This is a genomic window from Candidatus Edwardsbacteria bacterium (assembly GCA_018821925.1).
Taxonomy (GTDB): domain Bacteria; phylum Edwardsbacteria; class AC1; order AC1; family EtOH8; genus UBA2226.
This window is the reverse complement of sequence record JAHJLF010000080.1, coordinates 1-15,262: the sequence shown is the minus strand read 5'-3', so window position 1 is coordinate 15,262 and position 15,262 is coordinate 1. Positions and strand designations below refer to the sequence as shown.

Annotated in this window: 13 protein-coding genes; all 13 read right to left on the bottom strand. The window is 52.6% G+C overall.

The genetic code is table 11. The features are described from left to right. The coding region (locus tag KJ869_10365; GenBank protein ID MBU1577591.1) for a hypothetical protein at nucleotides 1-1,284 on the bottom strand (1,284 nt) is incomplete at its 3' end. A 517-nt stretch (nucleotides 1,285-1,801) separates the two neighbouring features. Further along, a complete protein-coding gene (locus KJ869_10360) occupies nucleotides 1,802-3,739 on the bottom strand; it encodes a 30S ribosomal protein S1 (GenBank protein ID MBU1577590.1) in 1,938 nt (645 codons plus the stop codon). 159 nt (nucleotides 3,740-3,898) lie between these two features. Further along, nucleotides 3,899-4,777, bottom strand: coding sequence for a 4-hydroxy-3-methylbut-2-enyl diphosphate reductase (gene ispH / locus KJ869_10355; protein MBU1577589.1), 879 nt, complete (start codon nucleotides 4,775-4,777; stop codon nucleotides 3,899-3,901). Then, entirely contained in the window at nucleotides 4,774-5,409 is a 636-nt protein-coding gene (locus KJ869_10350; GenBank protein MBU1577588.1) for a 1-acyl-sn-glycerol-3-phosphate acyltransferase, read from the bottom strand. Before KJ869_10350 ends, ispH begins: the two co-directional genes overlap by 4 nt. Then, nucleotides 5,410-6,090 carry a (d)CMP kinase gene (gene cmk, locus KJ869_10345; protein ID MBU1577587.1) on the bottom strand — a complete coding sequence of 227 codons (681 nt, stop codon included), beginning with the start codon at nucleotides 6,088-6,090 and terminating at the stop codon, nucleotides 5,410-5,412. Further along, on the bottom strand, nucleotides 6,090-7,199 hold the full coding sequence (locus tag KJ869_10340; GenBank protein ID MBU1577586.1) for a histidinol-phosphate transaminase: 1,110 nt from the start codon (nucleotides 7,197-7,199) through the stop codon (nucleotides 6,090-6,092). The genes cmk and KJ869_10340 overlap by 1 nt, the downstream gene beginning before the upstream one ends. A gap of 163 nt (nucleotides 7,200-7,362) precedes the next feature. Beyond that, entirely contained in the window at nucleotides 7,363-7,695 is a 333-nt protein-coding gene (locus tag KJ869_10335; GenBank protein ID MBU1577585.1) for a DUF190 domain-containing protein, read from the bottom strand. A 17-nt stretch (nucleotides 7,696-7,712) separates the two neighbouring features. Beyond that, a complete protein-coding gene (gene crcB / locus KJ869_10330; protein MBU1577584.1) occupies nucleotides 7,713-8,096 on the bottom strand; it encodes a fluoride efflux transporter CrcB in 384 nt (127 codons plus the stop codon). Between the two features lie 4 nt (nucleotides 8,097-8,100). Next, nucleotides 8,101-9,354, bottom strand: a complete 1,254-nt coding sequence (locus KJ869_10325) for a redoxin domain-containing protein (GenBank protein ID MBU1577583.1) — start codon at nucleotides 9,352-9,354, stop codon at nucleotides 8,101-8,103. Nucleotides 9,355-9,418: 64 nt separating this feature from the next. Further along, on the bottom strand, nucleotides 9,419-11,038 hold the full coding sequence (locus KJ869_10320; GenBank protein MBU1577582.1) for a CTP synthase: 1,620 nt from the start codon (nucleotides 11,036-11,038) through the stop codon (nucleotides 9,419-9,421). A gap of 245 nt (nucleotides 11,039-11,283) precedes the next feature. Further along, nucleotides 11,284-13,077 (bottom strand): M6 family metalloprotease domain-containing protein, encoded by a 1,794-nt coding sequence (locus KJ869_10315; protein ID MBU1577581.1) that lies wholly within the window; start codon nucleotides 13,075-13,077, stop codon nucleotides 11,284-11,286. A gap of 294 nt (nucleotides 13,078-13,371) precedes the next feature. Further along, nucleotides 13,372-14,685, bottom strand: coding sequence for a replication-associated recombination protein A (locus KJ869_10310; GenBank protein ID MBU1577580.1), 1,314 nt, complete (start codon nucleotides 14,683-14,685; stop codon nucleotides 13,372-13,374). Nucleotides 14,686-14,715: 30 nt separating this feature from the next. Continuing rightward, nucleotides 14,716-15,262: hypothetical protein (locus tag KJ869_10305; protein MBU1577579.1), on the bottom strand; the 547-nt coding region annotated here is incomplete at its 5' end.

Genomic DNA, 15,262 nt, shown 5'->3' with positions numbered 1-15,262 from the left:
TTTAATATTCATGGCCTTTATAATAAGTTTCTCAGCCTCATCATTTTTATTACGAATATTGTATAACAATATTGCATAAGCACCAAGTATTGTAATATTGTCTGGTTCATGCTCTAAAACTTTTTTATATTGTTGTTCAGCAGAGTCATAATCCTTTTGCTCCTGATGTAAAAATATCGCATATTCTCCACGCAATTCATAGCTATCCGGAAACTCCTTCAGGCCTTTTTCATATATCCGTTGTTTCTCATTTTTATCATTTACAGCATCCACTTCCATTTGTATATGCCACCAGTTACGTTTTGTTTTTAACACAATACTTTTTAAGGCATCCTCTGTCTCTTCGTTTTTAGCTCTTTTATTAATATCCTCTATCTGCTTTCTATAATTTTCAATACGTTTATTAGATACTTCTTTTACTTTTTCGTCTAACAAACCAAAACCCAAGACATTGTTTAATTGTATCATCATTTCGTCAAAACCATCAATTGGTATAAACCAACCATTAAGTGTGCTAACTAATTTCTTTATTTTACCATTTGGTTCATTATCTTTACGATAACACCAATATATACCGGGTATTTTATCAATTTTATCAAGCAAACCAATTAAACTGCCATCATTTCCACCATAACCGATAACGATGGGTATAAAATTTTGAAATATATTTTTTAACTTTTCTGTCCAGCCACCATCTATTGCCTTGGTTTGTTCCGGGCTGCTTTTAGGCGCAAAGAAAACATCCCGATGTACTTTAATGATAAGTGGCCTTTTCCACAAAGGTGTGGCAAAATTTGCCAATGACTCATGCCCACATACTATGGGTTTCATTTGGGTATATATAAATAAAGCATCTTCTGTAAGACTATCAAAATTAGTAGTTATTACAACATTATGCTTTGTTTTAGTTAAAACTTGTGAAAGAAAAGAATAACCACAACTTGGTTCTTTGTCTTCCATTAGTCTTTCGAGCTCAGTATAACCCAATTTGGGATCAACTTCAAAACGTTTATCGTATATTTCCGTATAATGCTCCGCCAATGTTTCCTTGGTGATGTTTTTTTCTATTTTCCATTTATTAATTATTTCAAGTTCTTCATTGTCACAACTCTCTTCAATTTCTTCCATCCATTTTTTTGCTAACTCACCACCAGTAGGTATGCCAGATTGTTTTGAAGCGCCAGCACCTAAAATAAAGCAAAACCTCGTTTCCGATTTATCCTCATCTATAAAAGTCGAAAGGAATTTCTTAAGGCTTATTTTCTTAAATTCATTTTCACACATATTTACACCTTTATTAGCTTAATTACTTTATAAATAATACATCTAAACCCTAATAAAAGTCAACGGGGAATCTTGGTTTTGTTGCTATTTTATTTTACGCCTTTCGTGTCCCCCACCCTGCCTGCCGGTTTCCCTCTCCCATTGGGGGAGGGATTAAGGGAGGGGTTACCCCGTTTGGGCGGTCGGAGACCGGTTTCCGCCGGGCAGGCGGAACGACCCAACCCCTACCCCTTCCCGCCACGGGAAGGGAATAAAAAATCCCTCTCCGTTTCGGGGAGGGATCAAGGGAGGGGTCAAACCCAGGACACCCCTCTGTACCTCCCCTTATTAGGGGAGACAAATCCCCCTCTCCTAATTTATTAGGAGAGGGGTTAGGGGTGAGGTCGTCAGGGTTAGGGGAGACAAAAAGGCAGGCTGGAATTCCAGCCTGCCTTTAAGATAAAACCCCTTCCCGCCACGGGAAGAGCCTGCACTGAGGAAAATATTATTTTGCCTTGCGAAGTGGGTAGGGGTTAGGTTACGCGGTGGCCTCGGGTTTTTCTTCTTCAGTCTTATCGCTGATGACTTCCTCCGGTGCTATCGCCTCTGGTTTCTCCTCTGGTTTTACCTCGGGCACCTTCTCGCTGACAGCTTCCTCCGGTGCGGTGGCCTCGGGTTTTGCCTCTTCCTTCTTCTCGCTGACAGCTTCTTCCGGTGCGGGAGTTACTAATTTCTCCGTTTCCTTTTTGCCTTTGATCGCCTGGTTCAAGGCATCGCCGAAGGCGGTTCCCGTCGACGGTTGTTCGGCCTTAAGGTAAGGCTTGACCTCTCCGGACTCCTTCTCGGCCTTGAGGATCTTCTGGGACAGGGCTATCCGGCGGTTGGAGGAATCGATCTCGATGATCTTGAGATCCAGTTCCTCGCCGCCCTTGAAGGCCTCGGCCAGCTTGTCCTCGGTTATGCCCTCCAGCTCGGAGACCGGCACGAATCCCTCGAAGCCGTGCTCCATGTCCACCAGCAGGCCCCGCTCCAGCGGGCGGTTGACCTTGCACTTGAGGTCCTGCCCGATGGAGAACTTGCTGCCGATGTCGGTCCAGGGATCGTCCTCCAGCTGTTTGATGCCCAGGGAGATCCGGCGGTTGTCCTTGTCTATATTGGTGACCATGATGTCGATGCTGTCGCCCTTCTTGACCACCTCGCTGGGATGCTTGATGCGCTTGGTCCAGGAGATGTCGGATATGTGGATCAGTCCGTCGATGCCCTCATCCAGCTCCACGAACACCCCGAAATTGGTGATGTTGCGGACCTTGCCGCTGACCTTGCAGCCGATGGGATATCTCTGCTCGATGGTGTCCCAGGGATCCGGCTCCAGCTGGCGCAGGCCCAAAGAGATCTTCTGCTCGTTCTTGTCTATCTTCAGCACCACCGCGTCGACCTCCTGGCTTATGGAGACCAGCTTGGAGGGATGCTTGACCTGCTTGGTCCAGGACATCTCGGAGATGTGGATCAAACCCTCCACCCCCTTCTCCAGTTCAATGAAGGCCCCGTAATCCACGATGGATACGATCTTGCCCTTGATGGTGGCCCCCACCGGGAACTTGGTCTCGATATCCTCCCAGGGGTGCGGGGTCAGCTGTTTTAAGCCCAGCGAGACCCGGGATTTTTCGCGGTCGTATTCCAGGATCTTGACCTTGAGCCGTTCGCCCAGTTTGACTAATTCCGAGGGATGGTTGATGCGGCCCCAGGACATGTCGGTGATGTGCAGCAGGCCGTCCAGCCCGCCCAGGTCGATGAACACCCCGAAGTCGGTGATGTTCTTGACGATGCCCTCGCGCAGCTGCCCCTTGTCGATCTCGGCCAAAATGGCGGTCCGTAGCTTGTCGCGCTCGGCGTCCAGCACCGCCCGGCGGGAGACCACGATGTTGCGGCGTTTCTTGTTGATCTTGACGATCTTCAGGGGAACGAACTGGCCCAGCAGGCTGTCCATGGTCTCCAGCGGCCGCAGGCCTATCTGGGAACCGGGCAGGAAGGCATCCACCCCCATCAGGTCCACTATCAGGCCGCCCTTGATCCGCTTGACCACCTTGCCCTCGATCTGCGATTCGTTGTCCAGGTACTCCTTGGCCTTGTCCCACACCCGGATGAAATCGGCCTTGGACTTGGAGAGTATCATCTGGCCCTCCTCGTTCTCCATCGTCTCCAGGTACAGATCCAAGGTGTCGCCCGGCTTGATGGATTCGGGATCCGACATCTCCATCAGGGGAACGATCCCCTCGGACTTCAGGCCCACGTCCACCATTACCGAATCCCCGCTGATCCGGAGGACCTTGCCGGTGATGATCTCGCCCTCCTCGAATGTTTTCTGCTGGAAGTACTCATCCAGCAGGGCCCGGAATTCACCCGAATCCCGTGATTCCTCCTCCGTCAGGAACTCATCCTGTTCGTCTTCCGGACGAAGCTTCTTGGTTTTGACCATGTTTTGTGTTACTCCTTTTGGTATAGAATAGGCCGACCAATGCCAGCCTTGAAAATTTCATTTTAATGCCGCCCACTAAACACACGAAAATACACTAAAGATAAAACGATTTAACCGCAGAGCCTGCACTGAGCTGGTCGAAGTGACGCGGAGAATATATCACCTGCTTGAGCTAGGTTTTTTTGATTTTTGATTTTTTAATTTTGAATTTAAAGTGATGTCCCTGATCCGCCTGACCACTTTCCGCACCAGGGCGTCGGGAGTGGAGGCCCCGGCGGTGACGCCCACCAGCTTGGCTTTGGAGAACCACTTGGCTTTCAGCTCGTCCTCGGTCTCCACATGATAGGTGGGCTTTCCCACCTTGCGGCACATTTCGGCCAGCCGGGAGGTGTTGGCCGAGTTCCGACCGCCCACTACGATCATCAGGTCCGAGCGCTTGGCCAGCTGCATGGTGTCCTGCTGGCGCACCTGGGTGGCCCGGCAGATGGTGTTGATCAGGTGGATGTCGTTGGTCTTGGATCCCAGGTACATCAGGGCCTTCACGAAATCATCGGTGGACAGGGTGGTCTGGGCCAGCACCCCTATCCTCGGCCCCACCTTGACGGCGTTGTGGTTGAAGACCACCGAATCCCGGCCGGCGTAGCCTTTGAGGGCGATCACCTCGGGATGCTCCTTCTCGCCGATGATGATCACTTGGCGTCCCTCGTCGCGCAGGCAGGCCGCCGCATTCTGAGCCTTGGTGACGAAGGGGCAGGTGGCGTCGATGATGCTCAGGCCCTTTTTGGCCCTCAGCTGCTGCAGCACCCTGGGATGCACCCCGTGCGAGCGGATAATCAGAACGCCCTGTTTGACCCGGGACGGTTTTTCTATGACCTTGACCCCCCAACTCTCCAGATCCTTCACCACCTGGGGATTATGGATGATGGGGCCCAGGGTGCAAACCGTCTGCTTGCTCTTGGCCGCGGTCTCGTAGGCCAGCTTGACCGCCCGTTTTACTCCGAAGCAAAAACCGGCCCTTTTGGCAACCTCTATCTTCATTTATTCTCTTTCAGCCGGGTTATCCGGTCCATCACTAACTGGCTGATCTGCTGGTGCCCCTCCTTGCTGTCGGGATACTTTTCTATCTCGGCGGCGGTGATGGGCGGGCCGAATCTGGCCAGCAGTTTATATCTCCCTTTCAGCAGGTCGGACAGTTTCCGGTTAGTGCCCTGGATGTAGGCCGGCACCACCGGGGCCAGGCTGCGCCGGGCTATCAGCCCCACCCCAGATTTGGCCGGCAGGAAATTCTCGGTGCGGCTGCGGGTGCCCTCGGGAAACATCAGCACCGCCCAGCCTTGGGAAAGTTTTTTCAGGATCTGCTTGATGGCGCCAGCATCCCCGCCCTGACGCCGAAGAGGCATGGCATTCAAAGATGTTATCAGCCAGCGGATCAGAAAGAACCGGAACAACTCCTGCTTGGCCACGAAGATAACCTCCCGGGGGGCGGCCGTGCCCAGGAACGGGGGATCGACAAAAGCTATGTGATTGGAGGCGATTATGCAGCCCCCTTGGGGCGGGACATGCTCCCAACCTGTAATTTGGCGTCCCAAAAAATACTTCAGCCCGAAATTGACGATGTGCCAGACGATGCGGTAGAAGCGGGAACCAAAAGCCCGGCTGTCCCATATCATCTAAGCAATCCCCGCTTTCTGCCGGACGGCCTCCAGCACCTGCTCCATCTGCTGTTCGATGCTTAGGGTCGAAGTGTCTATCACCAGTGAATCAGGAGTGCAGGTTAAGGGGCTGTCGGCCCGCTGGCTGTCCTGGGCGTCGCGTTCCGCTATCTGTTTCTCTATGTCCTCCAGGCTGCACTCGGCGCCCTTGGTTTTTAATTCATCCATCCGACGCTGGGCCCGCTGGGAGATGCCGGCCTTCATGAATACCTTGATATCGGCATCGGGAAACACCACCGTGGTGATATCCCGGCCCTCCATCACCACCCCGCCCTGACGGCCCATATCCTGCTGTAGTTTGACCAGTCTTTTGCGGACCGTCGAGATGGCCGAGATATCCGAGGCGGCTTTTGACATCTCCGGGGTCCTGATTTCGAGGCTGACATCCCGGCCGTCCAACAATGTCTGGACCCCGTCGGGTCCGGGCTTTTGGTTGATGACGGTCGACTCCACCATTCTGCTGACAGCATCGATATCGTTTAAGGAGATATTATCCTGAAAGGCTTTTAAGGCCATGGCCCGATACATGGCGCCGGTGTCGATATAGAGATACCCCAGCTTCTGGGCCACCAGCTTGGCGGTGGTGCTTTTGCCCGAGGCCGCCGGTCCGTCTATAGCTATGACCATTTCCTTGCCCATTATTGCGATCGGCGGACCTCCTTGAGGACCTTTTTCAAAGAGCTTACCAGCTTCTTGTTCTGTTTCTCGGTGCCGATGGTGATCCTTAAGGCGGTGGGCAGTCCGTAGTTCTTTACCGGACGAATGATGACGCCCCGCTTCTGCAGACGGGTGAAGACCTCCATCGAGTCCAGCTTGGGGTCGATAAGTATGAAATTACCCTCCGATGGAACATAGAACAGTTTCATCTTCTCGAACTGGCGATATAAAAATTCCTTGCCGGCATCGTTTACCTGGCGGCTGCGCTCCAGATGTTTGACATCATCCAAGGCGGCTAAGCACCCGGCCTGGGACAGCAATCCGATATTAAACGGCAGTCGAACTTTTCTGACCGAAGCAATCAACTCCGGATGGCCGATGCCGTAACCCAACCTTAGCCCTGCCAGGCCGTATATCTTTGAGAAGGTATGCAGGATTATTATATTCGAGTGTTCCTTTAACAAGTCCAGGCTTCTGGGGAAATCGCTTCGGATTATATATTCGGAATAAGCCTCGTCCAGCACTATCACACAGCTCTCGGGAACTGCCTTTGCGAAGGCCTTCAGCTGGTCGTGATTGACCATGGTTCCGGTGGGATTGTTGGGGTTGGCTATATAAACTATTTTGGTTTGCGGGGTAACAGCCTGGGCCATGGCCTCCAGATCGTGAGTATAGTTCTTCAAGGGGATTATCTCCGGCCTGGCATCGGCCATCTTGGCGGCAATTTTATACATGATGAAGGCCTGGTCGGCCAGTACCACCTGGTCGCCCGGGGATACAAAGGTCTTGGTTATGAACTCGATGATGTCCACCGAGCCGTTGCCGAATATCAGCTGGTTCTCGTTCACCCCCAGGTGGTCGGACAGCCTCTTGCCCAGGGCATAACAGCCGTCATCGGGATACAGATTGATCTCCTTTAGCGCCTTGCGAATGGCCTTAACTGCCAGCTTTGACGGGCCCAGTGGATTTTCATTGGAGGCCAGTTTGATTATTTTGCCCTTAAGCCCCAGCTCCCGGCGTACCTCTTCAATTGGCTTGCCTGGAATATAAGGACTGATGGAACCGATATTCTCTCTTGGCTGGGGTATCATCTTATTGCTCCAACTACAGAGTTATCAATTGGTTATACTAAAATAACTTGATATTATAACATATAATGAATTTAAAATCAAGCAAAGAAAATTCATTAAGAAAATTCATTATAAAAGCCCCGCAGGTGCGGGGCTTTGGCTTGGAATATTTGATTGCGCTCTATCAGCCGTGGCGGTATTTTATCACCCTGATATCCTCCAGGGTCACCAGGCCCTCGGTGACATTTTCATCTATGAATGGCATCAGCCGGTCGATATTCTCTTTAGTATCCACCACCTCGATGACCACCGGCAGATCCTCGGACAGCTCCAATAATTTGGCGCTGTGAAGACGGCTGTCGGCCCCGAATCCCAGGATTCCCCTAAGGACCGTGGCCCCAGCCAGGTTCAATTCACGGGCCTTAAGCACTATTTGCTCATATAAAGGCTTACCGTTTTTTTTATCGCTTTCGCCTAAAAAAACCCTTAGCAATACTGCCTGCTCTGGAAGTTTCATCTGTGGATCCTCCCCGTTTAAAATGATCTGATCACTATTTTAGCGGCATACATACCTACGATCACCAGCAGCAGTCCCAATATATTATTCAGGAGCACATTGGTCAGGCATAGCCGTATCTCACCCTCCCGCAGAAGATTGATGGTCTCCAGGGAATAGGTGGAGAAGGTGGTGTAGGCCCCCAAAAAGCCGATGGCAATAAAACTCCTGAGATCGGAAGGGATAACCGCCCTGTCGAAAAGTTCAAAGAACACCCCGATGGCCAGGGAGCCAGACAGATTAACAAACAAGGTCCCCCAGGGAAATATCTCATTGACCGACAACTGGACCAGCCGGGAAAGCCCGTAGCGGGCCAAAGCCCCTGTCATGCCACCCAAGGCGATAAAAATCAAATGCTGCATGGGATCACTGTTTTAATAGCTCCTCGACTTCGCGGGCCAGCATCTGGTCCAAATTCTCGCGGTAGCCGATATGCCGGTATCTGATGATCCCCTGTTTGTCTATCACAAAGGTGGTGGGGATCCCGGTCACGCCATAAACCTGGTCGACGCCCACGCCCATCATCCCGCCTTGCAGTATGACGAACTGGTGGCCCGACTCTTGTATGAACTGCTTCACCCGCTGGTTCTTGTCACGGCCCTCCAGGTTAATGCCCAGCACCACCAGTCCTTTCTCCCGGTATTCCAGGTGGACTTTGTCGATCAGCGGCATGGCCAGTTTGCAGGGCCCGCACCAGGTGGCCCAGAAATCAAGGATCACCACCTGATCCCGGAACTGGGAAAGCCTATAGAATTGGTCGTCCAGATCCGGCAGGCTGAAATCGGGGGCCGGCTGGCCGACTATTTTAGCGGCGTCGGCCTCATCCTCGGCCTGCTGGCGGGCCAGGGCCTTCTCCGCCGCCAGTTGCAGCATTTTGTCCAATCCTTTCAAGGTCTTGTATCTTTCCTTATAGATGGCCTCCAGATCGGCTCTGGTCTTGGCCGGATCCTCCAGCCGTCCGGCCAGGCTGGCCGCCAGGTTTTCTATGGCGCCGTCCAAATTGCCGGTCCGGTACAAGGCCAGGGCCAGGTGATACTGGATGGTCGGGTCCTCGGCCAGCTTGAAAGCTTTCTGCAATTCCCGGAGGGCCGAATTATATTTTCCCTTTTGGTAAAGCACCCAGCCGTAGGTGTCAAGGTAATTTCCCCTCTCCATCCGGATTATGTTCTCCCAGCGTTCCCGAGACATGCCGGTCGGCTTCTGTCCGGATATTTTCTTCCCGGCCAGGGCCACCGCTTTTCTGGAGTATTCCTCGGCTTGTTCCAGGTTGATCCCCTGCTTGGCCCACTCGTAGGAAAGGTTATTGAGTACCTCGGCATTCTCGGAGTCCATCTTCAGAATGGACTCAAAGACCTCATACATTCTCGATTGGTTGCCTATCTGGGAAAAACGGCCGGCCAGCAGGGTATACAAGCCCAACCGCTGTTCCCCGGTGATGAAATTCATCCCCTTGATGTCGTCCTCCGCCCGGTTAAGGCTTTCGGCCTCTCCGGCCTCGGTAATCTTTTGGACCTGATCAAGGACCATCTCTCCCTGCTTGACGATGAAGAAGCTCAAGACAGCCATGGCCAGCAGACTGGACAGCACCAGTACCCAGAATAGCTTTGGAATTCTATTCATACTTATTCCTCTGAAATGAATTGGCTGTTAAAAATGGGTTGATTCCTCAGCCCATGGACTTTTGTTATTTTTTACCGTCGCGGTATTCCTTGGCAGCCTTGACAAAATCACGGAACAACGGCTGGGGCTTCATGGGCCGCGATTTGAACTCGGGGTGGAACTGGCATCCTATGAACCAGGGGTGGTCCTTCAGCTCCACCATCTCCACCAGCAGCCCGTCCGGCGACCGGCCACAGAACACCAGGCCCTTCTCCTCCAGTTTTGAGACATAGGTGTTGTTCACCTCGTAGCGGTGGCGGTGGCGCTCCGATATCTGCTCGGCCTGGTAGGCCTGGTGTGCTTTGGTGTCAGGGGTGATGACGCAGGGATAGGCTCCCAGCCGCATGGTCCCGCCCATGTTGCTGATGTTCCTCTGTTCCGGCAGGTAGTCTATCACCGGATGCGGGGTCTTGTCGTCGAATTCAGTGGAATGGGCGTTCTTCATGCCGCAGACATTGCGGGCGAATTCGATGGTGGCCACCTGCAGCCCCAGACAGATGCCGAAATACGGCACTTTCTTTTCCCGGGCGTACCGGGCCGCCAGTATCTTGCCCTCGATGCCCCTTTCGCCGAAGCCGGGGCAGACCAGGATGCCGTGGCAGTCATCGAAGCGTTGGGCCAGGTTTTCCTGAGCCAGGCTTTCGGTGTCTATCCAGTCCAGCTTGACCTTGACCCGGTTGGCGATGCCGGCATGGACGAATGATTCTATGATGCTCTTGTAAGCGTCGTGCAGATCGACATACTTGCCGCAGATGGCCACCCGCACCTCGGATTCGGGATTCTTCTGTTTTTCGATCATCTCGCTCCAGGCGGTAAGGTCCGGCTTGTGGAAACCGGCCCCCAGCAGATGGGCCACGATCTCATCCAATCCGTCGTTGTGGAACCGGAGCACCACCTCATAGATGCTCTCCACGTCTATAGCCTCGATCACCGACTCGGCCGAGACGTTGCAGAACAGCCCGATCTTCTCCTTGAGCTCCTTGTCCAGGGGCTGCTCGGTCCGGCAGATGATGATGTCCGGCTGAATGCCGATCTCCCGCAGCTTGTTGACCGAATGCTGGGTGGGCTTGGTCTTTAACTCGCCCGAGGCGCGAATGTACGGCACCAGGGTCAGGTGGATATAGGCGCAGTTCTCCCGCCCCACATCCAGCCGGAACTGCCGGATGGCCTCTATAAAAGGCAGGCTCTCGATGTCACCCACCGTGCCGCCGATCTCGGTGATCAGCACGTCGACGTCGCCGCTTTCGGCCAGTTTGTGGATCCGGGCCTTGATCTCGTTGGTAACATGCGGCACCACTTGGACGGTCTTGCCCAGGTAGTCGCCCCTCCGTTCCTTGGTGATGATGCTCTCGTAGATCTGCCCGGAGGTCAGGTTGTTGTCGCGGGTCAGCGGGCGGTCGATGAACCTCTCGTAATGCCCCAGGTCCAGATCGGTCTCCGCCCCGTCGTCGGTGACAAACACCTCGCCGTGCTGGAAGGGGCTCATGGTGCCGGGATCCACATTCAGATAGGGGTCGAATTTTTGGATGTTGACCTTGAGGCCTCGGGCTTTGAGCAGATAGCCCAGAGAGGCCGAGGCGATGCCCTTGCCCAGCGAGCTGACCACCCCGCCGGTCACGAATATAAACTTTACTTTCTTCTTCATAATTTTAAATGTTTTTAAAATTTATTTTGTTGAATATTGAGTACTTTTGTCACCCTGAGAATGGGAACGAACCCGATTAACTAACAACGAATAACGATTAACTACCGCCATCCCTCAACCCGTATTGCCTCGAAGCAAGCCTCGGTATGATATAAAAATTGAAGAATTAAGTCTACTTTAAAAAAAGTCCCCTGTCAAATAAAAAAGGCGAAGTGAAGACACTTCGCCTTTGGCTTTTCTATGATCTACTGCAACACCACGAATTTCCTGGTGGCCTGATAATTGCCGGCCTGAAGCCTGATGAAATATACCCCCTCGGCCACATTGGCGTCGCTCCATTTGAGAGAGTAATATCCCGGATCCTGCACGCCCCGGTCGAAGGTCTTGACCATCTGGCCCAGCACATTATAGACCTTGATGTCCACCTTGGCCGCCTTGGGCAGTTGGTACTTGAAGTTGACCTGCCCCCGGGCCGGGTTGGGCCAGGCGTTATGCAGGGCGAAAATAGAAGGAGCTGACACTGCCGCCGGCTCTCCTTCCACTCCGGTGGGCACGCCTACGAACATGCTGCAGGCTATGGCGGCAGAGGCGGCCGGGATGGCCCGGATGGCTGTCATAGTATGGGCCCCGCCGGTGGTGGATGTGGCGCCGTTGAGATAGGTGACCGGATAGGCCGTACCCACGCTGTCGAAACTGCTTTGAGTGCCGCTGTTCCATACATCGGCAGCATCGCCGCTATTGGACCCGTTATAAAGTTCAGAAGAATAACCGGCTGTGGTCTGGTCTGTTTCCTCCATTGCCACGCCATAGGGCCGTGTGTTTGAAGCGTTGACGGTGTTGGCATTTAAATATGTGGTGGTCGTGTATGTGCTGTCAATGTGGAAGATGGCCAAGCCCTGCCCGTACAGCAGGGAATCCCATCTGACTGAGCTCACCGGGCCCATGGCATTTTTATAGCGGTTCTCTATCAGCCAGAACTGCTTGGTGGTATCGGCGCCCAGTTTGGCCAGCTTGTAGCTGCTGCCAGAGGCTGTGGCCATAATGCTGTTCACAGTGTACAAATTATCGTTTGTGACCAGATTGGGGCTGGCCCAGCCCAGGAATCTGCGGCACCACACATCCAGGGCGGCCGGACGTGCCCCGGTGTTTCCGTTGGCACCCCAGGAACCGCCGGCCATCACTGACCATCTGCCTATTCCTGGTCCGCTATCGTCAGTATCATAAAGATCCGGCAGGCCTATTGCATGCCCGAACTCGTGGCAATAAACTCCGGCGCCTATCATTTCGGTAGTGGTGTTATTCCCATCGGCATAGTTGGTGCGTTCAGGATTGATGATATAGTCGTTGATGCGGACCGGGTTGCCGGTAAAGGGGCTGATGTCTCCGGTGGTGTAATAAGTAGCTCCGCTGCCAAAGCCTGACAGGTAAAAGCTGTGGGACCAGATGGCGGCGGCGCCTTCTTCGGCCCCTTTGCCGGCATGGGTCACCCACAGCACATCAACATAGCCGTCTTCGTTCAGGTCGTAGCTTGAGTCTGCAAAGTTCACGAATGAATCGGCATGGGCCAGGACTTTAATTATAAACTCGTAAGTGTTGCCCGTGGTGCCACCATTCAGGCCGTCGTTTACAGAATAATAAGCAACCGTATTGTCGCTGTTGCGCCAGTTGTCAACCACGCCAGAACAGCTCATGGCATTGTAGGACATGTCGCGGTAGTAGTTGTTGACCGATTTGTTGTTGGTCCCGGTGTTGAAAAGCATGCCCTGGAATTCGGCCTGGGTATTGATGGCCGCCAGGTTGGTGAAATAGCCCATGACAACCGGATACTTGCGGCTTCCGGAGATCTTGGCATCTTTGGTTTTGATGCTCAGTTCCCTTTCCAGGCCGCGCTGGGGGCTGTCCATGCCTTTCAAACGCATGGCCTTCAGAGCCTCGGGCTCTTTGATCCCCTGATAGGGCGGCATGGCATACAAAATGCCGACCGTTGACGATAATACCGCCACGACCAAAAGTAATCGCACTATTGAGCTTTTACCCATGAGTATTTACCTCTTTTTATATTAATTGAGTTGTTAAGTCCTGACTTCATTATAATCACTAAACGGCCCGATGTCAACCTGCCGGAGTAATAATAATTATTATTACTCCGGCGAATAAATAGCGCAATGTGTCATTCCCGCCCCGCATCAGGTGCGGGGTAAACTCCAGCGGGAATCCAGGCCTGGGTGCCCGTTCCCCGATCTATGTCGAGGACAAGTTTCACGGGCATGACAATAAGAATGTTCGAAAAACAGATAAGGGTTATTGATCTATTTAGTTGCCGGAGTAATAAATTATTTACTATTGTTATCCTTCTTTTTCTTCCCCTCCCAGCCCCGCTCGGTGGGAAAATAGAACTTCTTGTCCTTGATCTCGTCCGGCAGATGCTGCTGGTCTATCCTGGCGTCCGGCTCGTCGTGGGCGTAGCGATAGCCGGCCCCGTAGCCCACCTCCTTCATCAGCTTGGTGACGGCGTTGCGGATCACCATCGGCACCGGCAGGGAGCCGGAGCGGTCTATCTCCCGCATCACCTCGCCATAGGCCTTGTAGACCGCATTGCTCTTGGGAGCCAGGGCCATGTAGATCACCGCCTGGGCCAGGGCCAACTCGCCCTCCGGCGAGCCCAGAAAATGATAGGCCTCCTTGGCCTGGTTGGCGATCAGCAGAGCGTTGGGATCGGCGTTGCCGATATCCTCGGTGGCGAAGCGTATCATCCGCCGGGCAACGTATAAGGGATCCTCCCCGGAGGCCAGCATCCGGGCCAGCCAGTATAATGAGCCGTCGGGATCGGAGTCACGCAATGATTTGTGCAGGGCCGAGATCAGGTTGTAATGCTCCTCGCCGGCCTTGTCATACAGCAGGGCTTTTCTCTGCATGGCCTCCTCGGCTTCGGCCAGGGTTATCAGCCTCTTTCCGTCCGCCCCCGGCTTGACGGTGCTGACTGCCAGCTCCAGCGCGTTGAGGGCGGTGCGGGCATCGCCGTAGGAGGACTGGGCTATGAACTCCAGGGCTTTGTCCTCGGCCGCCGGATGGAACTCAGCCAGCCCCTTTTCATCGGTCAGGGCCCGATCCAGAATGCCCTTGATATCCTCCTCGCCCAGGCCTTTTAATATCAGCACCTTGCTGCGGGACAGCAGAGCCGAGATCACCTCGAAAGACGGGTTCTCGGTGGTGGCCCCTATCAGCACGATGGTGCCGCGCTCCACGTAGGGCAAAAAGGCATCCTGCTGGGCCTTGTTGAAACGGTGGATCTCGTCCACAAAAAGGATGGTGCGCTGGCCATGGTGGCTGCGCTTGGCCTCGGCCTGCTTGATTACATCCTTGATCTCCTTGATGCCGGAGATGACCGCTGAGAATTCCAGGAAATTAGCCTTGACAGAAGAAGCGATGATCCGGGCCAGGGTGGTCTTGCCGGAGCCGGGCGGGCCCCAGAAGATCAGCGATGGCACCTCGCCGGACTCCAAGATCTTTCGCAGCACCCGGCCCGAGCCAATGAGGTGTTCCTGGCCTACCACATCATTCAGGGTGCGGGGACGCATCCGGTCGGCCAGGGGGACAGATTTTGCCTCGGCTGATCTATCGGGAAATATTTCGGTCTGGTCGGTCATGATTTAATAAGTTATCAAACAAAATAACTGTTATTTTTCTTCATATTCTTTTATTTTCCCATCGTCATTAGCTTTTTGAATATCTCTGCAAATTACTCTTAAAGCAGATATAATCGCATGAGACGTAGTATCATCAATTATTATATTGGTATTTACAGCTCTATATGGATGAACCAAATCTCTGTGATTTTTTATTGACTTAACGATATCCGAAGTTTCAGTTATCAATCCTTCTTTATTTGCAATATATAACATTTTATCTAAGGATGCTTGATCAGGCCATTTATTATGGTTTTGCAAATATGTTTGTGCAATATCCGGTCTACGATTCAAAATATCTAACAGCAAAGACTCAACAATTATACCGCACATAATAATTTTGATCTTAGGCACGGGTAAGTCACGTGCCATTCCTAATTCTTTTAAGTCACTTTCAATACTATCCCTTAATTTTGGTTCTTTAATTAATTCTAATACCCCTTTCACTTCATCAAAAAACAGCGTGTTACCTACTTGAGATATTTCTGGTTTAATGTCTGTGGTCATTTCTTGTTTCTTATCATCCTCTTCTTTTTTA